This window comes from Paenibacillus sp. UMB4589-SE434 (genome assembly GCF_030226685.1).
GTDB lineage: Bacteria > Bacillota > Bacilli > Paenibacillales > Paenibacillaceae > Paenibacillus_B.
This window is the reverse complement of record NZ_JASOYK010000001.1, coordinates 1,585,949-1,610,535: the sequence shown is the minus strand read 5'-3', so window position 1 is coordinate 1,610,535 and position 24,587 is coordinate 1,585,949. Positions and strand designations below refer to the sequence as shown.

Genomic DNA, 24,587 nt, shown 5'->3' with positions numbered 1-24,587 from the left:
TATATGGAGCACAATGGAACATGGAGAGGATGAATGTTGTGGCTGCTACTGGGCAATCCAACAAAATAGACAAGTCAAATGTAGAGGACATCGTATCGTTAACACCTACGCAGGAAGGTATGCTGTTCCATTATGTTAGACAGGAAAATCGTTCATTTTATGTGCAGCAGCTTGTATTAACACTGACAGGCCAAATTGCTGTCGATCATATGCGTTCGGCGTGGGATGCCGTCATCTCACGAAATGAGATGTTAAGAACACTCTATCGTTGGGATAAACTGGAGAGTCCGATTCAAGTTGTACTAAAGCATAAACCTGCTGTACTGCATGTGTACGATGGAACCACATTGGCAGAAGACGAACTGCTTGCAAGGAGAGAAGAACTGTCATGTACGGAACAGCTTGCAATCACGTTAGAGGAGCAACCGTTTCGTATTGCGCTGCTGTTAATCCAGGCGGATCAATGCGAGATGATCATCAGTTGGCACCATATTTTATATGACGGGTGGAGCAATGGAGTTGTCTTGAAGGAATGGATGGAGGAATATGAACGGTTATCAACACAATCAATGTCTTCCGGAGAGACTCCGCCCCAAAAAACAAAATTTAAAGAGCTGGTAAAGTGGCTAAAGAATCAGGACGCCGACAAACAGCGTAGATATTGGAATGACTTGCTTAGCGGTGTAGAAGCAGGAAAGTCGCTTCCGATGGCTAACGAGGCTTTTATTGCGCAAAGAGCAGCCTCATCTGTAAAGCATGTAACTGTCAACCTATCCGGTATAGAGTCGGATGAGGTTTCTGCTTTTGTACGACAGCATGGAATAACTCTCGCATCCCTTTTATACTCGGCGTGGGGAAGTGTGCTGCAAAAGTACTTACAGTCTTCTGACATCGTAATAGGCACTACGGTGTCGGGAAGAGTGCCGGAATTAGATGGTGTGGAAGATATGGTGGGGTTGTTTATTAATACCATTCCGCTGCGTATCACAATGAAGGAAGAAGAGCCAGCATTGGAACTGGTGAACCGTATTCATGAGCAATGTAAAAGACGAGAAGAATTTGAGCATACACCGTTGATCGACATTGGAACTTACAGCGGGTTGTCTGGGGCGGAATCATTGTTTAACACGATTGTCGTTCTGGAAAATTATCCATTGGATGAACGAATACGCTCAAATCGTATCTTGAAGATTGACAGCTATCATATGCATGAAATGACACATTACGACGTTACTTTAGGTGTCATGACGATGGACATAATTGAATTTGATCTCTCCTTTGATCCGCAGCGCATTTCAATGGACATGATGGTACGAATGGCTGGTCATCTGAAGACGATGCTTCTTGGCATCATTCGAGACGCTCAGCAGCCGGTATGCCAGTTAGCTATGCTGACCGAGGAAGAGTGGAGCGTCATCACCACTTGTTTTAACAAGCCTGCTGCTGCGCAGGATGCGGTTGAACCCGTACATCGTTTATTTGAGCGACAAGCTGCAGTCTTTGGTGATCAACCGGCAATTGTGCATCGCGGCAATCCTATCAATTATAAGCAGGTGAACGAACAGGCGAATCGACTGGCTAAGCGTCTAATTGAACAAGGACTCTTGTCAGAACAGCCGGTTGCGATTCTGTTGGAACGATCAGCTTGCACGATCATTGCCATGCTTGGAGTTCTAAAGGCTGGCGGTGTCTATATTCCGATAGATGATCAATATAGCGAGGAACGAATTCAATACATGTTACAGGACAGCCACGCTAAGGTGCTAATCACAAGTGAGGAATGGCAGTGCCGTATTTCATTTAATGGTACAATACTGCAGATGGAACCTGGATTGGAGACGGCGGAGTCTGACTGCGTAGAACAGCGAGACTTTGAGAATTTGCCACAACACGTAGAAGCCCAACAAGCTGCTTATATCATTTATACCTCTGGTTCAACTGGCAAGCCTAAAGGAGTAATCGTTGAACATCGTCAGTTATTGGCTTACACTGCAGCCTTTCAACAAGAGTTTCAGCTGACAAGTGCAGATCGCTTTCTTCAACAGTCCTCTTGTTCTTTTGATCAATTCGTGGAAGAAGTGTATCCCGTGCTCCTAGTAGGAGGAACCGTCATTGTTGCCGACAAGCAGGATGTGCTCGATCTGGAACGGTTGGCACAGCTCACACGCGATCATAACGTAAGTATCGTGTCGTGCTCGCCGCTGTTGTTGAATGAGATAAACAAGCGCCATGGTTTGCCAAACGTGCACACATATATTAGTGGAGGAGATGTGTTAAAGCCCGAGTATATCCGGCAGCTAGTCCAAGTGGGGCGGGTTTACAATACGTACGGACCCACAGAAGCAACCGTGTGTGCGGCTTATCATCGTTGTACAGGCAGCGAGCAGCAGGATGTACCGATCGGACGACCTATTTTCAATTATAACGTGTATATAATGGACGATTATCTTCAACTGCTGCCAATTGGTGTGGTTGGTGAAATATGTATAGCAGGACATGGTGTTGCAAGAGGTTATATGAATAGGAGTGAGTTAACGGCAGAGAAGTTTGTACTCGATCCTGTACACCGACAAAGCCTAATGTATCGGACAGGTGACCTTGGCAAGTGGTTGCCGGACGGAAGCATCCACTATGTCGGCCGCAGCGATGAACAAGTCAAAATCAGGGGATATCGAGTTGAATTAGGAGAGATTGAACACCATTTGCGCAATCATACGGCTGTTCAGGAAGCTATAGTGATGGCAGTAGATGATGGCTATGGGAGCAAGATGCTGGCGGCTTATATTCAGCTAACAAATGATTCGGAGACTGAGCGTGCAGGGCTAACATTACGAGAATACACAGCGGACAAACTGCCTGCGTACATGGTGCCAGCGGTGATGTACCGCATGGATGCCGTACCGTTAACCATTAACGGTAAAGTGGACAAAAAGGCGCTGCAGGCGATTAACCAAAGACTGCATGATCCACTGGAAGATGGCGATCAGACAGATTTGACCAGCACGGAGGCGCTTATTCTTGAGGCTTGGCAGGACGTGCTGAGAAGAGAACATATAGGACGACACGAGCCGTTTTTTGAGGCAGGAGGCAATTCGATCCTGCTTATGCAGCTCCATACTAAGCTGGAGAAGAAGTACAACTGGGGGACGACCGTTACTGATTTATTTACACATACGACCATTGCTAAGCTTGCAAAATATGTCGATCTGAAGCATGCACAAGTTTCAGAGGTTCCCCAAATTGCCTACCAGCGCCTGCCAGCTGAATACTTTTCGCACCAACCCTTAGCTGGTGGTTCAATGTCTATTAAATGCCAGCTTGAGCATGGAACAGTGACTTCTTTAAGACAAATGGCGCTTGATCATGAAACGGAGTTAGTTGATCTCCTGCTTTCCATGTATGCCTATTTGCTAACACAGATTAACGGCAGCACGGAATCGACGATCCAGTTAATGGATGAAGATGGTCAACAAGTCATTCCACTAGCCATTAACTTGTCAGAATTGCAGGGGTTTGCACAGTTGTTCAGTATTGTGCATACAACACGCTCAGAACCTCAGGTACGCTATTCGATAAACACAGCGCCTCGTATGTTAGTTCATAAGTCTAAAGGAAATGAAGAAATACTTTCGCTGGCAGCGTATAACACGGAGGTGTCACAGCGAAGCGAATGGTTAAGGACATACGATCTGATGCTTCTATTGGACGAAGAAGAGGTAGGGTCAGGCCTGACTGCAAGCTTTAGATTTAATGATAAGCGACTGAAGAAAGAGAAAATATCGGCATTGCTGCAAGCTTATCAAGATATGCTGCATCAGTTGTCTGAACGTTATGCTCGTACGTAAAAGAACGTGTGCTTGATGAGAAGGAGGTGGGATTGTTGGATTTTAGCTCCATTACATTAAAAAACTCGCTGTTTGAGGAGTCAGCAGCAGCTCCCGATCCATTCCAGAGCGACGTAGATGAGGCCTACGATATTGCGATTATCGGAATCGGGTTAAAGCTGCCGCTTGCCGACACTGTGGAACAATATTGGCACAATCTCAGAGAAGGAAAAGATTGTGTCCGTGATCTTCCGGAAGCGCGCCGAAAGGATACGGATCGGTACTTTTATCATATCGGCAAAGATCCCCATACCATTCAATATGGTGCAGCGGCATATGTGGAGGGCATTGATCAGTTTGATTATGGCTACTTTAAGTTGTCACCCAAAGAAGCAGCATTGATGGACCCCAATCAACGTCTGTTTCTACAGACGGCATGGAAAGCCATCGAAGATGCAGGATATGGGGGAGCAATGCTGACGGGCAGCAACACGGGCGTATATCTTGGTTATGGTTCAGATGCTGATTACAAAAACATGATTAGCCTAGTGGAGCCTGAGGCCTATTCCATGTCTATGCCAGGCAATGTTAGGCCGATGATCGCGAGTCGAATTGCGTATTTGCTGGATCTGAAAGGCCCTAACATGACCGTAGATACGACCTGTTCCTCGTCATTGGTTGCTATTCATCTGGCTTGTCAGGCGATTCGCAATGGAGAGTGCGATCTAGCGATTGCAGGCGGAATACAGCTTCATCTCATTCCAGTGCGTGATTTTGAAGTGGGGGTGGAATCATCCACATCAAGAACACGAGCACTGGATGATAGCGCTGATGGAACAGGCACGGGAGAAGGCGCTGTAGCCATATTGTTGAAGCCGCTGCGACAAGCGCAGGAAGACCGCGACGCGATCTACGCGGTTATCAAGTCAAGCGCAGTCAACCAAGATGGTACTTCTGTAGGTATAACCGCACCAAATGCGGAAGCGCAGGAGCAGGTGCTTGCCGAAGCATGGTCTCGTGCCAATATTAATCCCGAAGCAATGGGATATATTGAGATTCACGGAACCGGAACCAAATTAGGTGACCCGATTGAAATGGATGGCATCCGGCGTGCGTTCCAGCGATATACGAACAAGGTGCAATTCTGTGCGATAAGTGGCGTGAAGAGTAATATCGGACATCTGGACAGCTCGGCTGGTATTGCCGGTCTTGTCAAAGCAGCACTGTCTTTAAAGTATAAGGAGCTGTTCCCTACACTTCACTTTATGCGCCCGAATCGTAAGATCAGCTTCGAGGATTCACCCGTTTATGTAAATGACAAGCTGCGCGAGTGGACCAGCAATCCTGCTGAAAAACGGTGCTGCGGCGTTAGTTCATTTGGTATCAGCGGCACGAATTGCCATATTGTTCTGGAAGAAGCGAATCAACCTGTCAAAAATCGTCAATCGACGGATCTGAATTCCGCTCCCCGATTACAGACGGATAAGAAGGAATACATTTTTGTACTGTCTGCCTTAACAAGGGACGCACTGCAGCAGTCGGTTAAAGATTACATCCATTATTTAGACGTTGGAACTGATATGAATTTAAGTGATCTATGTTATACGTTGCAGACCGGTAGAGGCGAATATCAGCATCGACTGGCCGTAGTGACGGGAAGTAGTGAGCATCTCAGATCCACTCTGCTTACGATACAGCAAGAAGGACTCCGTCAGGGACAAGTGCATTACTACTATTATGATGCTGGACCTGAATCCGATAGTGACCGCAAAGAACTGTCATTAGCAGGTAATAGAGCATTGCTTAATTATATGGAATCGGACCAACTAGCGTGTTACCAAGTAGCTGAGAAATATACGCATGGTGCCGAAATTCAATGGAATACGCTGTATCGCAGAGTAAGGCCAAACAGGCTGCATGCACCTAGCTATCCGTTTGAAGGCAAACGTTGCTGGCTGAATTTGGCGGATTATGATCAGCACACAACCGCGACTACAGATGATAATCGCTACTACCATACTGTATGGCAACCACAGCCCTTATCCGGGGACTATTCGGCTGGGATGAGACGAGCTACAACGCTTGTATTCAAAAATGACGATGGGGCTGCTGCAGCTTTTAATGATAAGCTTCGCCAGTCAGGAACAACTGTTATTGAAGTTGGTTATGCCGGACGTTACAAGCAAGTTGATAGGGATGCATACCTGATAGAAGACAGCGAAGCCGACTATGACAAACTGCTGCAGCAGCTTAAGGAAAGGAACGTTCGCCACATTGTATTTATGTGCACGATACAAGAAGCGACAGTACCTGCAACACTTACGGATCTCCAGAATCGTTTGGAGAGCGGGGTATATCGGCTCCACCGCATCATTAAAGCGATCATTCGTCAAGAGTGGAATGAAGCATTGGAGTTAACGATCATTGCCCGCCGCGGCACCTCGACAATCGGAGGCAAGATGCAGGCGTCGTTTGAAGGTCTGCCCGATCCGTTGCTGCCTGAGCATGCGTCCTTATTTGGATTCAGCAAAGCAATCGGATGGGAATATCCATACATCCACATCAGATGTTTGGATATGGATTCGGATTCAGACATGGATTGCTGTATACATGAAATCAATACACCCGCAGCAGAGTATGTAACAGCTTACCGACAAGGTATCCGTTACGTAGAGCGCTTGGACAAGCTGGACTTGCCAAATCCAAACAAAGAAATGGATGACAATCAGCCGGTGATCAAGCCTCATGGCGTGTACGTGATCTCCGGAGGACTTGGAGGCATCGGACTTCACATAGCCCGATACTTGGCTTCGCAACAGCCTGTTCAGATCATCTTGCTTAACCGATCTCCGTTCCCGGAGCAAACACAATGGAACCATATTCTTCAAGAACAACCCACCCACCACGAGTACGTTTTACATCAGGAACGTTTATCCGATCATAATCACCATTTTACAATTGACAATTCTTACGACGTTTCACATACAGCTGTACATGAAATTTCTAATACAGATCCATCTCATCATGCACCTCAAATGAAACAGCATATGACAGGTGGCTACTTAAGTCGTACCATCGCTACTCTACAAGAAATAGAGCGATCAGGCTCAAAGATTGTATGTATACAAGCTGATATTACGAGCGAAACGCACATAAAGGCAATCATGGACGATATTAGATCACGATACGGTTTCGTTACAGGTGTTATTCATGCAGCAGGAATTGCTGAAGGAGACATAAGCGGACGGTTGACACAGGATCATTTCGAAAAAGTGATGGCAGCGAAGGTGCAGGGCACATGGGTATTGGATCAGGTACTGCGAGATGACAATCTGGAATTTCTTGCTTTGTTCTCCTCTGCCATTACACTTGTCGGTGGTATGGGCTCGGGACCTTACACGGCTGCCAACGCTTATCTTGATGCTGTTGCGGCAAACCGTTCATTGATTCAAGGCAAGCGGACGTTTGTCTTGAATTGGCCTGCATGGGATAACACGGGTCTGTCAGAGAACTCGGAAGTTGATGAAGACAAAGAGCTGTTTAAAGTACTGCCAGTAAAAAAAGGGATCGAAGCTTTTGCTGACGCGTTAAGGCATGAAGTTACACAAATGTATGTAGGTCCATTAAATGTAAATTCTGTCTTGTTCCAGTTAGGGGACAAGCTGCCGTTCCGCATGACTGAACGTGTTCAAGAACAGTTGGAGAAACGGGTAATCGGGATTGAAGCGAAGGATCACGTCAAGGGACAAGGCGTAGGCAGTCCTGCTTTGCAAATTAAAGCAAGTGCAATTGCTCTTAAGGGGAAGGCAGATAGTCATTATACGAACATCGAGCGGAGTATTGCTGAAGCCTGGCGGCACATTTTAGGTTATGAGGAATTGGATATTCACGCTAACTTTTTTGAAATTGGCGGCGACTCAATACTGGTCACAAAAGTACATGCGCTGGTTGAAGCTCAATATCCGGGCATGGTGACGATATCTGATATGTTCTCCTATGCCACCATTGCCAAGCTAGCCGAATATGTTAGCTTTGGCCTGCAAGCTTCGGCGCCAGTCCCAATGGAAGAGGAAGACCGTTTTGAGGCCGAGGTGTCCGCATGGTTCGATCATATTGAGGCAGGAACGTTGACGATCGCTGAAGCTGTTGAACGTTACCGTTTAATGGAGGTGGTTCGAGTATGAAAGCTGCTCAGATCATATTTGAACATGTGGCTGCCGGCAAGATGGATCGAGCGACAGGACTTCAAGTTCTGAAGGCTCTCAAGTTGCAGGAACACGCGCCCAGCGTGAAGGATATTGCGGTGATTGGCGTTGGTGTGGACATGCCTCAAGCGAACACATTAGAGCAGTTCTGGGCTAATATTCGCGATGGCCAACAATTTGTCAGACCCTTGCCGCTTGAGAGGCAGCAGGATACTCGACCGTTTATTACACAATTTACGAGCCTTGATGAACAAGAAATTACTTTCAGCCAAGGCGGATATTTGGATAGAATTGATCAATTTGATTACGGATTTTTTAACTTATCTCCCAAAGAAGCGGCATTAATGGACCCGAATCAGCGCCTGTTTCTGGAAACGGCTTGGAAAACAATCGAGGACGCTGGATATGGCGGGAATCGGTTGAAAGGAAGTCGTACGGGGGTATACCTAGGTTATGCAGATTGGCCCGTATATGGTCAATACATTTCGAAGCGGCAGCCAACACTGGTGGATATGGCTAGTATTGGGAATACGCCATCTCTAATCGCGAGCCGGATTTCTTATTTGCTAGATTTTAAAGGACCAGCCTTTCTGGTGGATACGGCTTGCTCTTCCTCCTTGGTAGCTGTACACCTGGCTTGTATGGCTCTACGAAACGGGGATTGTGATCAAGCGCTCACCGGAGGGGTGAAGGTATGCCTCATGCCAGTGGACGATGTGTTTGCGATTGGAATCGAATCGTCAAATGCTAGAACAAGCACTTTTGACGACAGCTCAGACGGTACGGTCTGGGGAGAAGGTACAGCAGCATTGCTGCTGAAGCCATTGGAGCGGGCTGTCGAGGACGGGGACCGTATTTATGCGGTCATCAAAGGCAGCGCGGTTAATCAGGATGGAGCATCAGCAGGCATTACTGCACCCAACGCGCAGGCGCAGGAACAACTGCTTCTGCAAGCATGGAAAGACGCAGGTATTCCGCCGGAGTCGATCACCTACATCGAAGCTCACGGTACGGGTACCAAGCTTGGTGACCCAATCGAAATTGACGGTATCCAGCGCGCCTTTAGACGACGCACAAGTAAGCAGCAGTTTTGCGCGGTGGGCTCGGTCAAAACGAATGTGGGCCATTTGGATAGCGCTTCTGGCATAGCTGGGCTTGTGAAAGCGATAGCTGCGCTTCAATATAAGCAGCTTCCGCCAACCCTTCATTTTATGAGGCCCAACCGCAAAATTTCATTTGAAAGCTCGCCAGTTTATGTAAATGACCAACTACGTAACTGGGAAGGAGGGGATACCCCACTGAGATGTGGAGTCAGTTCTTTTGGCTTTAGCGGAACGAATTGTCATGTTGTGTTGGAGGAAGCGCCTACTGAGCATGCGCTCTTGACCACTAATCGAGTGGCTGAGCAGCCTAAGCAAGAGCTGGTGGCCTTGTGCTTATCGGCTAAAAGCAAACTAGGAATTAAGCAGCTTATTGATGAGTATGCAGCTTTACTGCCTAACTCATCAGCGGATCTACAATCCATCTGTTATACAGCAAATACGGGTAGAGGACATTACGGATATCGATTAGCTTTAACCGCACACGACAAGAAAGAACTTTGGCAAAAGCTGACTCAACTTCAACAAACAGACCTAACTCCAGTTCTTCAGCTCGAGGGCGTGTACTACGGCGAGCATCGGATTCGAAATGTACAGCGAGGAGAAAGCCAAGTAGGGGCACTGACAAGTGAAGAACTAAGAACTAAGAATGAGCGGTGCAGGGAACTGATTCAACAGATGCTGGCTCGTACATCAGCGTATTCAGACGGACTGTATGAGGTATGTCATCTTTATACGCAAGGTGCCGACATCGAGTGGGAACTGCTTTATTTGGATGAAGAACGATATACGGTCAGTGTACCGACCTACCCGTTTCAGCGGTCACGCTGCTGGTTGGAATCAATGACTGATTATACAGAGGAGAACAGAAAGGCAGAAAAAGGGGGTGATAAGTACTCGTCTGATATTGGTGAGCGAGGTCCTGTCTTACCTGATCAAGCGGCAGTTGTGAGTGCAGCTTCGTCTTCGATTGCGTTTGTGAAATTAACGGGCAGGGACAGCAGGCAATACAGCGAGACGGAACAGACAATTGCAAATGTATGGGGAATGCTGCTTGGGATAACTGAAATTGACGTCTACGATTCATTCTTTGAGCTAGGCGGCAACTCCATTCAAGCTATCCGAATGGAGGTAGAGTTGGGGCGGCAACACGTCACGATCAACTCAGATGATCTGTATCGATTTAGCTCAATCACAGAGCTAGCTGCATACGTAGTCGGTTCAAGTCATGAGGCAATATCAAATGATATACAAGAGCCAAGCGCTACAATGTCAGTCGCTCATACAGAAGCTGCTGCGACTATTGCAGAAGTGTCTCAAGCTGAAGCAGCACTCGTTGAGTTGACCGACTCTGAGATGAATAGAACACCGCTACAGGTGATCATTCCGGCGATTGAGCCATTTAACGATGTGTTCTACAAAAATTGTTTCTTTAACTCGGTATTTCCAATCGTGCGGCACTTTGGTCAAGACCCACTGCGCATAATGCTTAACGATCTAATTCTATATGAATATGACCACGAGGCAGAGAGCGGGCAGCATGAGGCAAATCTGGACAAAGGGTACCGCATCCGTTACGACGAGCAATATCCGATGCAGCAGATGTTTAAGCAATTGAATATTAAGGTGGATATACGAGCAGATTCCAGTAACATTGTGGCCGAGCTAATAGAAGCAATTTCACATGGTAGTCCTGTAGTGGTGTGGGTCGATGCTTACCACGAATCGATACGCAAAGATACTTTTGAAAAGGAACATCTGGATCATACGCTGCTTGTATATGGTTACAACAAGGCGGCACAGATGTTCCATGTGATAGAGCATGACCGTCGAGAAAACTTGTCATACAAGAAATGTGTTCTGTCCTTCACAGACCTGGAGCAGGGACACCTTGGCTTCCGTGAACGCTTTTTGCATCGCGGACATGAGGCGACTCACTATATTTTCAGCGCTGAATCTTCCTCCCTGACAATCCATGGAGAAGTCAAACAGCCGCTTCACGCTTATGTCTCACTGCTGAATGGACGCTTGAATTTGTTGGAACAAAGTGTGCAGGCGCTTACCCTTTATATCGAGTCATTCCGTCGCTGGACATCCGATGAGGAGCAGCTCAAACTCCATTTGGACGATACGATTGCATTCTGCAACGAAGTGATTAACGCCAAACATGTGGACAGCTATCGCATAAGGCAGTTATACGGAGTTGAGAGTGATACTTTGCAGTCCATCGAACGCATCATTAAAAAATGGGATGAAGTACGTAAAGGCGTCGTTCGTTATTTGTATCTGCCTGTGTACAAACCAGAAGTGTTCCAATCCTGCTGCATCAGGTTACAGGAAGTTGTGGAGGAAGAACGTCGCTTGACCCAACTGCTGCTTACACCTTGCAATTAAATATATAAATCCATCATTCAAACATTTTAGGAGGAATTTACAATGACAACCGAACTTCAAAACGACTTGCGGGCACGTGTAATTGAAATGCTGAAGGACAATGTTGATGACAGTGATGCTTTGGACCAACTAGGCCCAGATGATGAGCTGACGGTGTTAGGAGTCAACTCGGTTACGTTTATTAAGCTGGTTATAGCTGCAGAAATGGAGTTTGGTGTGACTTGGAAAGATGAAGATTTGGATTTTCGTAATTTTATGACAATTAACAGCATTATGAACTACATTTTATCTTCGGATGGCGAGAACGAATAATCCTGCTATGTGCCTGTTGACCCTGCAACACAACCCTATATATAGAAGATGAAGGCGAGGAAACTAATATGTTAACTGAAGCAATAGGTTTAAGAGATGAAGCACTAAATGATTATGTCCGCAATTTAACACCAGAGATTAAACAATTAACACTTTTCCCGTCTGAGATGTGCAATTATCGTTGCAGCTTCTGCCACATTTGGGGGGAGACAGGTTGGGCGTTAAAGGAGCCGCAGCGTGTCATTCGTGAACAGCTCGACATTAACGTTCTGAAAGGGTTTATCGATCAGGTGACGGCGAACAACAAGAAGTTGGGTGTCATAATTACGGGCGGCGAACCGATGCTGTACAAGCATTTAAATGAGCTGGTTGAACATCTGCGCAGTAAAAAGGCCAACATTTATTTGTTGACAAATGGTTCATTAATGAAGAAGCAGATTCCGTTTATTATGAAAAATATTGTAGCCATGAATATTTCTCTGGACGGACCTGAAGAATTCCACGATTCCATTCGAGGCAAAGGCAGCTTTAATACGGTCTGTGAAAATGTTGAAATGTTGATTCAAGAGAAAAAACGAAACAATAAAATGTTTCCGTTTATCAACATTACGATGGTATTGTCCAAGTATAACTACAAAAGTACCAAAAACTTTATGCAAGCGCTCAGAGATCGCTTCAAGGACGCCAACATTGTCCTGCATGACACGAAGACACCTTGGACAAAGCGCCGCGATATGTCGGTTAACTTCGCTCCACTGCTGTTTACGTCACAGGAACGCGGTTTAATGTACGCAGAACAAATGAAAGAGCATCTGGATTGCAACGTATCTCCTGCTTGGCAGGGCTTTGTTGAGGAAGATATCGGCATCGATACCCAATTATTAAAGCGTGATATGGAAGAAATATGGCGTTCGGAGGGAGTCGATTCCTCGCAGTATATCGATATTCATGAATATTTCACCGACATTGATAACGTATTTGGCCATACCAAATGTGTTGCACCATGGCATGAGCTGGTTGTCCGTCGTACTGGGGATGTATACCCTTGTGTAGATTTCCCGGATTATAAATATGGCAACATTTACGAAGATACGTTCCAGGATATGTGGGAAGGGGAACGTGCAGTCAAATTCCGCAATTATATGCGAAATGACAATTTATTGGTTTGTAATCGATGTGTCCGCATGTTTGCAGATAAAGATTCTTTCTAATCCATTTTATTGACCTACTATACTACTCAGATAAGAAATGAGGATTTTCATGCGGGAGAACATATTACCTTTTAGCCAGCCACAATTGTATGGTTTTCTGGGGCATGCCTATGTACTTGGTGTTCTTCAAGATGACGAGCGCTGTATGGATTGGTTTTACACAAACTATGTTCAGCTTCATATAACACAGCAGTACATTGATCTAGGTGAGTATCGATTGGATTTTTACCCGGACCTGTTAATTATTTTTGGCAATGTGCCTTGGCTGGATTATCATCGTACGGATAAAGAGATGTTGACCCGAATGAATATCAACATACGTGATTTTATTATCGATCATATAGATCGGGGCTTTTACTTCTTCTCTTATATCGATGAATATTACATTCCAAACACGTTGTGCTATAATTTCCGGCACATGACCCATGATCTGCTAGTGTTAGGGTACAATTTGGACAAACAGACTTATACGGTTGCGGGTTTTAATAGGGATCGGGCTTTTAGCTGCCGGGAAATTAGTTTTGAAGAGTTTGAGACGGCCTACAATAGTCCAACAACACACAACTATATTAGTATGTTCCGTAAAGCTGACAATTATGAACAAACCAAGTATGACTTGAAATACGGATTATATGATTTTGATCTCGGTGTGATGATGGAATCATTGACAGAGTATCTCCACGGCATTAACTCATCCCGGCGGATGGGCTTATATCGCAACTTGGAACCAGGTGTATATGGAATGAAAGTTTATCAGGCGCTACAGCATTATTTCAAACTGCTGGGGAAGGATCAGATTGCCTTAGACGTTCGTCCTCTGCATTTGCTCTGGGAGCACAAAAGATTTATGGTGCAGCGAATTCGTTATTTGCAACAGCATGGGTATCTAAATGCCGACAGCACAACACTTCAGGCATATGAAAGTATGGAGCGTTTGGCACTGAAGCTGAGAAATTTGTTGTTAAAGTATTATTTTACAACGCTTCCCGCTTTGTTGGATAAAATAGATGAAGGTCTTGAGACACTGTTCACGACTGAAAAAGTAGTGTTGGATCAACTGCTTGACGAGCTCTGTGTCAATAATGGCATCGAGCGGTCTTCCCTTGATAAAAGGGTTGTAACTGTATATACAAGTGAGCCTGCCACAATATCATAAATAAGAAGAGCAGACGCTTCCATGCTACTGGAAGGTCTGCTCTTTTTGGTTGAACTTCTTAAGTTCTAATTAATAAGGCGCCGCAATGCTGTATGACCATTTATCAGCACCGCCGTCAGCATATACTCGGATCACATATTGGCCAGGATCAAGTTGGAAGAAGGTATCAACCACCGTTTTGATACGATAGGCATTAGGATGAGGCTTGGGCTCTGATAAATCAAAATTAATAAAAATATCATTTTCTCCAGGCATCTCACCCCAAGGGGTAATCTTAAACAATCTAACGACAAACTGACGTGTACCGCTTGTTTCAGGACCTTTATATGCAACATCAATTTTGACATTCAGATGGCTATATGTGTTGTGTTGATAATATTGATAACCTTCATATGCAGATGCTGGTGAGGAGAATAAGAGTGCTACCATAACATACAAAAAAATAACACCGGACAATCTTTTCATCAATCATCATCACCCTTCGATTTGTATAAGCTACATGTGTCGACCCATAGCTGTGAGCAAGCTAAACAGTATGAGCTGCAACCACCTCCCCCAGCACTCTATTATTTCGAGCCAGTCCATCTGTATCGTCTATTAGTGAGAATATCCGAATTAATAAAGAAAGAAAATAGAGGCTAACATGGGATGATGAAAAGTTGAGTGTCGAGCAAAAATTAATGAGGGTATGAGGATTAATAATTGTCGGCGGCCAAACGTTACGAAGCGGGTTGTTAAATGGCAATTCTATTAACATTATTTATATCACACTTGGTTAGTTGTTTCAATTGTTTTGGAAGCGTTTTTTTACATTTTATTATTCTTGGCATCACAAAGAGCGGAGCCCTGATATCTCCGCCGAAATGTGATAGCCTCTTATTCTGAAACGTATTGAATGTATGTGAACCAGTGTTCACAGTGATCCGTTACTCGGACAATGGGAGCTTATTGCGTGACAGCTGAGCCCGTGCAACAAAAATAAATGGCAAGTAAAGCAATATAAACAATACAAACGCCACAGCTTCTAAAGATAGTAAATACCATGGATATGGACCTAACAGATCAAGCATAGAGGCTGTGTCCGGTTTCTTCATCAGGAACATATAGTTCCCACCTACGGCATAGTTAATGGAGCCGACTACTACCAGCAATACATTTAAGAATGCCATCGCTAGCCCTACGGATTTAAACGTCGGCCTGTATTGTTCCACCCATACCATATAGAGCACAGCCAACATGATTGCAAAGTGGGCAATAAAAAACTCAAGAAAGCGATAATGAGGGAAATCAAAGGTGAGAGCGGGCGTAAGTATGGCTTGAAGTGCCCCACCAATTCCAGTGAAATAGACAATCTGAAATAGAAACCGATTATTAAACAGCAGCATAAAAACACATAGATATAATGAAATGCTGCATAATTCCAACGGGAGTGTGTCCTGAAGACGGAAAACGCCTTGTGTGATGTACCATATATTAAGTGTCACCTCACATAGTACTAGAACAGCAGCCAAGATAAATCGTCCGTATTTACGATAGTGGCTTTTGTGAAGGCGCTGACGATTGACATATAACAAAATCAGGCATAACACAAATGCAGATAATGCACTCAAGTGTGCAGGTGAATAAAACGTAAAGAGCTGGGTATGATTGACATCAAAATAACGATTCATATCGGAAGCCTCGTCACTCCTTTCCAAGTGATGTACTTTTATTATTTATTTTACAATAAAAGGAACAAGATGCATATATAATTTGAGTAGGGGAAACGATATTCAACAAAATAAAAGTAAGTTACTTGATTGTTGTAACTATAAGAGTTACAATGAGTGTACTTAATTAAATATGATGACAATCAAATGTGGAGGTCTATTATGAAAGTTGAAATTTGGTCTGACTACATGTGTCCATTTTGTTATATTGGTAAACGCCGTTTTGAGGAGGCGCTGGATCAATTCCCGCATAAGGATAAAGTAGAAGTGATCTACCGCAGCTTTGAGCTTGATCCTGAAGCTGCCCGTGATGTTGATTATGATGTCCATACGATGCTGTCGAAAAAGTACAATATGAGTGTACAGCAAGCAAAATCAATGAATGATAACATTACGGAGCAAGCGAAGAGTGTCGGATTGACTTACCATTTTGATACGATGGTGCTGAGCAACTCGTTTGATGCTCATCGATTGACTCACTTTGCCGCTCAGAACGGCAAGATGCGAGAGATGAACGAAGCTTTGTTCCGTGCCGTATTTACGGACTCCAAGCACATTGGCAATCATGACGTGTTGTCTGATTTAGCTGTTGGTGTTGGCCTCGATCGAGAGGCAGTTCTAGAGATGCTGGCGAGCGAGCAATATGCTCAGGATGCGCGTTTTGATGAGCAATTAGCGGGACGACTTGGCATTCGTGCGGTGCCGTTTTTTGTCTTGAACGAGAAGTATGGTATTTCTGGTGCGCAACCAACGGAAGCATTTGCAGAACAACTGCTTAAAGCCTGGAACGAAGCCGCAACACAAGAAGGGGTAGCGGGGTCAAGCACAGGAGATTCATGCTCAGATGGTGCTTGTTCGATTTAAGATGGTGAACTTGCTTGGCGTTATTGTTCATATAATGAAATGTAAATAACATGTAACCTTATTGGTCAAGCTTACGTCTATTTTACAGAAGCTTGTAAGAGATGAATGTATGCTGCTGCCGAGGAGGATCCATGTGTTTATTCGAAGCAGGATTTTGTGGGCTCGTGTAATAGGAATAGTTCTGCTGCTTAATGTCTACGTTCACGATCAGGTGCACGCCACCAGCTGGATTCGGATGGAGCCAGAAATGGTCGTTCAGCGGGCTCAACTTGTAGTTACAGGCATATATACGTTTAACGACCCCACCGCAGATCAATCATCGATGTGGGAAGGATATAATTTTACGGTCTCTCACGTTATAAAGGGGTATTGCCCCAGAATGATAATCGCAGGAATTGACCGAGATGATCAACAGGGAGCTCTTGATCATCAGAATGCAGGCGGGGAGTATCTATTGTTTCTGGAGCGGGACTTAGATACTAATCTCATGACACCTGTCGGCGGAACTAATGGCATGGTGCGCATAAAGGACACAAAAGTGCAGCAGCAGGATGATCCCCATGCACAATTGCATTTTACGCAATATTTGGCTGTACATGGTATAGAGGCCAAGCTGCCTAAGCCTAGTCGTCAGCTTGATTCTACCTTTAGTCCATTGCTGTTATTTGTGCTCGTTAGTGTTATTCTGACAACATTAGGTTGGATTATTATTCAGAGTCGCTTAACTGGCAGCAAGAAGATGTAACATTTTGTATGCAGTAGAGGAGTCGTGGGGCATTGTCCACGGCTCTTTTTGTTATCCCTTTTTCAGAAAAACAAGCAGCATCTTATGAAACTGGCGTATTGTATCCTATATTCTCTATCTATTGGGAAATGCTGCTGTTTAGTCGTATAATAAATAAATGAGAGAAGGATCAGAAATGTCAGAAATAGTCTCTTGCTAGGCTCGTTATTTTTGTGGAGGTATCAACTGTATGCTTCAAGTAAGTCAACTTACATATCGATATAAAAACAGAAGGGTACTTGACGACTTATCCCTGGTTGTGGAGTCAAGTCAACTGCTTGTACTAGTTGGTGAAAACGGCTCTGGAAAAAGTACCTTGTTGAGAGTGCTAGCTGGGCTGGCCGCGCCTGATAAAGGCAAGATCAGCATAGACCCGCGCGTGGATGCTATAGGTTATGCACCTGAACGAATGCCGCTGTTGCAGCTTACGCCGAGCGAATACCTCACCGCTATGGGGCGTGTTCACCGGATAAGCAAGACAATACTAAGTCAACGAATAGAAGAATTGCACCGGCAGTGGGGCATAAGCCACTCGCAGTATAAGCGCATGGGCACCTTCTCAAAAGGCATGCTGCAGAAAGTCAATCTGATGCAAGCAATGCTTCATCAACCCGACTTTCTGCTGCTCGACGAGCCGATGTCTGGTCTCGATCAGGAGGCTCAACAGGAGCTGAGACGACAATTGTTGGCATATAGGGAGCGGGGGGCCACGATTGTTGCGGCGTGCCACGAATCCATATTAACGAAAGATGCAGATCAAGTGGTGGAATTGAGCGGCGGCAAGCTATTAAAGTCCTACTCCAAGGCAGACCATTTAGAGTCCTTGGTCATAGGCATGGAGTATAGTGAGTGTCACAACACGTCTCAACATAACAAGCGCATTAAATGCTGCTTGCGGCACAACGATCAAATGACGGTGATTCAGCAGCAGATCGGATTTATGGGCTGGATAACTGCAGAAGAGCGGCATACGCTGGTAGTTGCCGCCGATCATTGTGATGACATGCTGCGTCTGCTGCTTAAAATAGATGCTACGATCTGTACCGTGTCTGATGAGGAGGATTGTTCAGCATGAGCACGATGATTACATATTTACTACGGCAATATGTGCGCTCTAATCGTTATTTTCCGCCTTTGGCGGTGTTAGGATTGTGTCTGATGATGCTGTACTCCATGCAACCTAATCCAGTATTAGATAGTTATGCAGCTAGTGCCGTGATGCTGTTTTTTATTTCGGCATGGTTCTGTTATGGGTTCGGCCACACGGAGCATCCTTATCAAGAGATGATATCAATTGTCCACATAAAGAACCCGAATTTATATTTCTTAAGTAAATTAATTGCAGCAAGCGTATTAATAGGCATCAGTTGCTTGTTTGTTGTCCTTTTACCGGTGCTCATGCAAGTATTTGATCGACCAGTCACATGGAAAGATATGCTATTGGGATTGATCGGCCATTTAGAGTTAGCCATTCTAGCCGCGTGTATTACAGCATGTTTTCAATCCAAAGGAGTGGGCAAGCGGAGCGTGGTTCTCGGAGGATTAGTGCTAACTTTAATCCTATCTTTATGTCAAGGAGCTTTTTTGCACAACTTTCCAGATTGGCTGCTGCCGCTTAGCTGGTTCATTCCGCCTGCTTACCATGTAATGGACGTGCTAATGAATGCAGGCAAACGATCAAACTGGGACTTATACTGTGTACTTCTGATGACGCCAGTTTACATAGGGGCGCTAGTTCTGGTGCTTCTCAGGCTAAACAGTCGTCATTATCGATAATCGGATTAACTGTGCATTTACCTTACTTGGCCTGCTTGCTTAGCGATTATCCTGATTTAATGGGCTTCTTTCTCACTAAGATTCTGCTTAACCATATTTATAAAATGCTGGGCAGGCTTGGATAAATAATGATCACGCATCCAAATCAGAGCTGTGGAAGAAGTGGCATGCAGATCTTCGATGGTATAAATGTTTAATTCTGTTGCACGATGAACTTGCAGTAGTGATTCAGGGACAATAGCTGCACCAAATCCAGACCTGACCAGCTCCAACATGGTGTAAATATCCGAGCACTCGCATATAAAGCAGGGATTTAAACTTCTTTTGGCAAATTGCTCCACAATAATGTGATGCAGACCTAAACCTTCTGTACTGGGGACAAGAAGAGCCGTTTGTTCCATCTCAGCGAAAGTGACTTGCTTGCGGGGATACCGATAGGTAGGTGACGCTATATAACGAAGCGGTTCCGTTATTAAGTTAATTACGGAGAAATCCTGCAGCTCCAAAGGCAATTTAATAATCGCTAAATCGATCTGGCGGTCCCGTAAAAGCTGACATAGATGGGCAGATTCATTCTGTTTAATCTTATAGTCTATCATTGGGAAAGACGAGCGAAATTGAACGAGCAGGTTAGGCAGGTCGGGATAAGGTAAGGTGTTGACTCCAATGGATAACTTGCCACGTTGCCCCGCACCTGTCTCTTGAACCTCAAGTTGTGATTCCTCCATTAAAGCAGTAATTCGCAAAGCATGTTTATACAAGGTACGACCGGCTTCTGTGAGTTCTAGTGTTCTACCTCTTCGTGCAATCAATTCCACTCCTAATTGATGTTCCATAAGTTTGAGCTGCTGGCTTAGAGGAGGCTGCGCGATATGCAGCCGTCTGGCTGCAGAAGTAATATTTTGTTCTTCGGCGATGGCTATAAAGTAACGAAGCTGTCTAATATCCATGCTGATTGCACCACCTTTTCATATGTTAAAGATATGATAACCCAATCTATTATATATTTTTCATATATGAAATCCAATGGTACCATAAGTGTGCAGCGTGCATGAGGCATGGAGTGATTGCTGAAGCGCATCTATATAATAATAGGCAGGGACAACCTCGTATTATCAAGACGATGGACTTAGCTGGATATTGGAGGTATTAAGATGAAAACGTCATATTGGATTAAAAATGTCAGTCTGGACACAGGATACTTATATGAAGACGAGCAAGTGGTAGGAACCTGTACGGAATTGTTTCACATTCGGATAGCCGATGGACTCATACAGGAAATTGTTCCGAGATCTAGTATAATCGTTGACGAGCAGTTGACAACGTATGATGCAAATGGAAAGCTTCTGATTCCTTCCTTCCATGACGCGCACATTCACTTGGACAAGACATTTTATGGTGGAAGTTGGCGAGCTGTTCGCCCAGCAGCGAGCATATTTGAGCGTATAGAGCAGGAACGTAAACTACTCCCGGAGTTAATTCCTGTAGCCCGTCAGCGTACGGGCCATCTCCTTGATCTTCTGTTATCTCATGGGTCGACTCATGTGAGAGGACATGTGAATATCGATCCAGTGAGCGGCTTGAGGATGCTGGAGTCGACACTTTCGGCACTCGATGATTACAAAGGCCGAGTTACGTCTGCGCTTGTCGCTTTTCCGCAGCATGGTCTGCTTCACTCCGACTCCGCAGCACTTGTCAGAGCAGCCGTGCAAAATGGTGCCCAGTTTGTAGGGGCTGTTGATCCGGCGACTGTAGATCGTGATATCGAGCGCTCCTTGCAAACGGTCATGGATATTGCTGTTGAGACGGGAGCAGGCATTGATGTGCATATTCATGATCAGGGTGCCGTGGGATTAGAAACCCTTGTCAGGTTGGCCGACCTGACGGAGGAAGCAGGATGGCAGGACAAAGTTACCGTGAGCCATGCGTTTGCATTTGCTACTAATGCATTGGAAGAAGTTACTGCGCTTGCCAAACGGTTTGGAGAGCTTGGCATAGCTGTAACTTCAACGGTGCCGATAGGCAGGATGAATATGCCCATCCCACTTATGTCCCATCATGGAGTACCTGTCATGCTTGGGACTGACAGCGTGACGGATCATTGGTCTCCATTCGGCAATGGAGACAATCTGGAGAAGGTAGGACGTTTGGCTGAATTGTACGGGTATAGCTCTGAGTTCGCATTATCCCAGTCGATTAAATATATTACCAATGGAATTTCACCTTTAGACGAACAGGGAAACCAAGTGTGGCCATCTATTGGCGATGAAGCCAGCCTTGTGCTAGTAGAAGCAAGCTGCACAGCCGAAGCTGTAGCCAGACGAGCAGTGAGAAAAGCGGTTATTCACAAAGGTGCACTAGTGTATGGAAGCATGTGCGAGGAGTAAAGCTGTACATTTTTGATGCTTAAGCTAGAGGAATAGTAGCGTAATACAACCGATTGGGCAAAGATTTCTTTTGCTCAATCGTGTTATATATTGTGCACACGTTGTGGGATTCTGGGCTTGATACAGTCGCTCCATTCGTAATGTTGCCTGTATCAGGTGCTGTTAGAAGTATTAAAAAGTCTTGCCTTTTTCATCGCTTGTCTGCTTCTTGCTCCGTATGATAAGATTATGCTTTAAATCATGGTAGGGGGGTGTGGCAAGTTGACGAAGCAGACTCATAGTCGATATCATTTCTTCACAGTTATAATGATGGTGCTCGTGCTGCTGGGTTCGTTATGCCTTCCACTGCTTGCAGCACAGAGTGAACCTACTATCCATCAAACAATAGAATTTGGAAGTAACTTGGAATCGGCAGATGCGATGCTTGTACGCAAGTCGGCTCTATCTGTTAAATATACACTGCTGCATTTGATATTAATTGTAGTGATGTATCGTTTGTTTATCAGCTCCATTAGACGAATATGCTTCCCTTATCATTCCACGTATATTGCTACCGCTATAAGACGTTTATTTCTAATGCCCATCAAACGGACAACGACAGCCATTATCTGCTCTCTTTAACAGCAAACAGGGCAGCCTGTTTATTTTGTGCTGCTCTTTTTCAGCCTACATTGCCGATAAAGGGAGCGTTAACGTTATGAAAATGAAAAGACTTGCTGCATTTATATGTACGGTTATGATCACTTTTATAATCATTGCAGTGACATCACCACAGCTCATCCAGAACACGAAGCTCGGACTTGATCTCAAAGGTGGCTTTGAGATTCTGTATGAAGCACAGCCCGTAGAAGAAGGCGGAACGATCACGAAGGAAGCGCTTCGTCAGACGGCACGGAGCTTAGAAAAGCGTGCCGATGCTTACGGAGTTGCTGAGCCGGAAGTGACACCTGAGGGCACGAACCGAATTCGTGCGCGAATTGCCGGCGTAGCCGACGAACAAACTGTCCGGGAAATGATGAAGAAGCCAGCTAACTTGACGTTTAGAGGTCCTGACGGCAAGATCGAGCTGCATGGCAGTGATTTTGTGGAAGGTGCTGCTCAGGTAGGCTTTGATGATCTTCATCAACCGTTAATCCAGATCAAAGTACGCGACAAGGATAAACTGAAGCAAGTCACAGAGAAGCTGCTTCACCAGCCGCTCTCCATTTATTTGGATGAGGAAGAGCTGTCGGCACCTGTTGTCAGATCCGTGTTGACAGATGGCAACGCGTCGATTACAGGCAGCTATACTCAAGCTGAGGCACGCGAGTTGGCTGAGGTTATTAATATGGGGGCACTGCCGCTTAAGCTGACCGAAAAATATACGCAATCTGTAGGCGCAACATTAGGGCAGCAATCGTTAGAACAGACGGTAAAGGCAGGAACGCTGGCCTCTATATTTATTTTGCTGTTTATGATTATTTTGTACCGGGTTCCCGGAATTGTGGCCAGCATCTCGTTAATTACGTATGCCTGGGCGCTTCTCCTAGTTATGAATGCTATACAGTCAACACTCACTTTGCCTGGGATTGCCGCATTTGTACTAGGAATTGGGATGGCAGTGGACGCTAATATCATTACCTATGAACGGATCAAAGAGGAGATTCGAAGCGGAAAAAGCATGGTCTCCGCGTTAAAGGCAGGATCTAAACATTCCTTCCGGACGATTATGGATGCCAATATCACGACTATTTTAGCCGGTGCTGTACTTTATTATATGGGGACAGGTGCGATCCAAGGCTTTGCACTAACCCTTATTTTAAGTATTTTGCTGAGCATCGTCACGAATGTAATCTTTGCTCGATTCTTGCTGCAATTATTGCTCAAGAGTAATTTGATTACGAAGCCTGGATACTTGGGAGTAAAGCCATCACAGATCACGTCTATTGCTGAACAAGCAAACACTACTCGCCAGATCACAGAAACTAATGGGAAGTTTGACTTTGTAAAATACCGCAAGGTGGCATTCAGTCTGTCTATTGCAATGACAGTGGCGGGAATTATTTCGCTTATGACTTTAGGTTTTAATTTCGGAGTGGACTTTAAGGCAGGCACATCCATAGACATTACGATAGGGAAATCAATAACAAAGCCCGAAGCGGATCAGATTGTTCAATCGACAGGACTAGTACCTGGCACAATGACAATCGGTGGAACAGAGCAGGATCGTATTACAATTCGCTTTGACAAGGTGCTTAATAGTGACAAAGGAGAGGCTGAATCGATTATACAGGCTTTCCGCAAGGCATATGGAGATCAAGTATCTGGCGAAGAACATACGGTCGACCCGGGAATTGCGCAAGAGCTTGGTTTAAAAGCCATTTATGCTGTCTTACTCGCCAGTATTGGCATTATCATCTACGTAGCTGTTAGATTTGAATGGCGCTTTGCACTTGCTTCTGTACTTGCTTTGTTATACAGCGCATTTATGGTAATTACCCTATTCTCACTACTGCAGTTGGAAGTGAATCTGCCGTTTATCGCTGCGATTCTAACGATTATCGGGTACTCGATCAATGATACGATTGTTATTTTTGACCGCATACGGGAAAATTTAAGATTTGCTACACTGAAAAACGTGAACGACTTGTCGGCACTTGTTAATAACAGCATCAAGCAGACTTTTGTACGGTCGATGAATACGGGACTTACAGTAATGGTGGCCTCGCTAATTTTATATGTATTCGGAAGTGAATCGATCCAGTTATTTTCCCTTGCGATGACACTTGGACTTATATTTGGTGTATGCTCTTCCTTGTTTATTGCGGGACAAGTATGGCTCGTATTAAAAAAATCAGCTTTATCTGGCAAATCTTCATGAGGTGA

The 24,587-nt window shown here is 45.0% G+C and carries 16 protein-coding genes; 13 read left to right on the top strand and 3 right to left on the bottom strand.

Annotation, left to right across the window (positions count from 1 at the left end; translation table 11 throughout):
- Positions 1-20: 20 nt before the first annotated feature.
- The 6 genes from QP775_RS06500 to QP775_RS06475 all read left to right on the top strand — a co-directional run bounded on the left by QP775_RS06500 (position 21) and on the right by QP775_RS06475 (position 14,202).
- Complete coding sequence (locus tag QP775_RS06500) at positions 21-3,845, top strand: non-ribosomal peptide synthetase (RefSeq protein ID WP_285104560.1); 3,825 nt, start codon at positions 21-23, stop codon at positions 3,843-3,845.
- Between the two features lie 35 nt (positions 3,846-3,880).
- The gene (locus QP775_RS06495) at positions 3,881-8,008 is read left to right on the top strand and encodes a type I polyketide synthase (protein WP_285104558.1); all 4,128 of its coding nucleotides are present in this window, start codon (positions 3,881-3,883) and stop codon (positions 8,006-8,008) included.
- Positions 8,005-11,523 carry a beta-ketoacyl synthase N-terminal-like domain-containing protein gene (locus QP775_RS06490; protein ID WP_285104556.1) on the top strand — a complete coding sequence of 1,173 codons (3,519 nt, stop codon included), beginning with the start codon at positions 8,005-8,007 and terminating at the stop codon, positions 11,521-11,523. The genes QP775_RS06495 and QP775_RS06490 overlap by 4 nt, the downstream gene beginning before the upstream one ends.
- Positions 11,524-11,565: 42 nt before the next feature.
- On the top strand, positions 11,566-11,835 hold the full coding sequence (locus QP775_RS06485; protein WP_239328067.1) for an acyl carrier protein: 270 nt from the start codon (positions 11,566-11,568) through the stop codon (positions 11,833-11,835).
- A gap of 68 nt (positions 11,836-11,903) precedes the next feature.
- Positions 11,904-13,046 (top strand): radical SAM/SPASM domain-containing protein, encoded by a 1,143-nt coding sequence (locus QP775_RS06480; protein ID WP_239328066.1) that lies wholly within the window; start codon positions 11,904-11,906, stop codon positions 13,044-13,046.
- A 49-nt stretch (positions 13,047-13,095) separates the two neighbouring features.
- A complete protein-coding gene (locus QP775_RS06475) occupies positions 13,096-14,202 on the top strand; it encodes a hypothetical protein (RefSeq protein WP_239328065.1) in 1,107 nt (368 codons plus the stop codon).
- 69 nt (positions 14,203-14,271) lie between these two features.
- Here the strand turns inward: QP775_RS06475 and QP775_RS06470 are convergent, their stop codons facing one another.
- Together QP775_RS06470 and QP775_RS06465 are read right to left on the bottom strand one after the other, a co-directional pair.
- Positions 14,272-14,667 carry a hypothetical protein gene (locus QP775_RS06470; protein ID WP_239328064.1) on the bottom strand — a complete coding sequence of 132 codons (396 nt, stop codon included), beginning with the start codon at positions 14,665-14,667 and terminating at the stop codon, positions 14,272-14,274.
- 461 nt (positions 14,668-15,128) lie between these two features.
- Positions 15,129-15,872, bottom strand: coding sequence for a YwaF family protein (locus QP775_RS06465; RefSeq protein ID WP_285104552.1), 744 nt, complete (start codon positions 15,870-15,872; stop codon positions 15,129-15,131).
- A 201-nt stretch (positions 15,873-16,073) separates the two neighbouring features.
- Between QP775_RS06465 and QP775_RS06460 the strand changes: the two genes are divergently transcribed.
- The 4 genes from QP775_RS06460 to QP775_RS06445 all read left to right on the top strand — a co-directional run bounded on the left by QP775_RS06460 (position 16,074) and on the right by QP775_RS06445 (position 19,335).
- Complete coding sequence (locus QP775_RS06460) at positions 16,074-16,775, top strand: DsbA family oxidoreductase (RefSeq protein WP_239328062.1); 702 nt, start codon at positions 16,074-16,076, stop codon at positions 16,773-16,775.
- A 133-nt stretch (positions 16,776-16,908) separates the two neighbouring features.
- Entirely contained in the window at positions 16,909-17,520 is a 612-nt protein-coding gene (locus QP775_RS06455) for a hypothetical protein (RefSeq protein ID WP_285104550.1), read from the top strand.
- Between the two features lie 229 nt (positions 17,521-17,749).
- Entirely contained in the window at positions 17,750-18,634 is an 885-nt protein-coding gene (locus QP775_RS06450; RefSeq protein ID WP_285104548.1) for an ABC transporter ATP-binding protein, read from the top strand.
- The gene (locus QP775_RS06445) at positions 18,631-19,335 is read left to right on the top strand and encodes a hypothetical protein (RefSeq protein WP_239328059.1); all 705 of its coding nucleotides are present in this window, start codon (positions 18,631-18,633) and stop codon (positions 19,333-19,335) included. The genes QP775_RS06450 and QP775_RS06445 overlap by 4 nt, the downstream gene beginning before the upstream one ends.
- 56 nt (positions 19,336-19,391) lie before the next feature.
- Here QP775_RS06445 and QP775_RS06440 read toward each other — a convergent pair whose 3' ends face one another.
- A complete protein-coding gene (locus QP775_RS06440; protein ID WP_285104546.1) occupies positions 19,392-20,285 on the bottom strand; it encodes a LysR family transcriptional regulator in 894 nt (297 codons plus the stop codon).
- 204 nt (positions 20,286-20,489) lie between these two features.
- Between QP775_RS06440 and QP775_RS06435 the strand changes: the two genes are divergently transcribed.
- The 3 genes from QP775_RS06435 (at position 20,490) to secD (ending at position 24,582) form a co-directional block, all read left to right on the top strand.
- Entirely contained in the window at positions 20,490-21,722 is a 1,233-nt protein-coding gene (locus QP775_RS06435; RefSeq protein ID WP_285104544.1) for an amidohydrolase, read from the top strand.
- 261 nt (positions 21,723-21,983) lie between these two features.
- Positions 21,984-22,343 (top strand): hypothetical protein, encoded by a 360-nt coding sequence (locus QP775_RS06430; protein ID WP_239328056.1) that lies wholly within the window; start codon positions 21,984-21,986, stop codon positions 22,341-22,343.
- A gap of 76 nt (positions 22,344-22,419) precedes the next feature.
- A complete protein-coding gene (gene secD / locus QP775_RS06425; RefSeq protein ID WP_239328055.1) occupies positions 22,420-24,582 on the top strand; it encodes a protein translocase subunit SecD in 2,163 nt (720 codons plus the stop codon).
- Positions 24,583-24,587 lie beyond the last annotated feature (5 nt).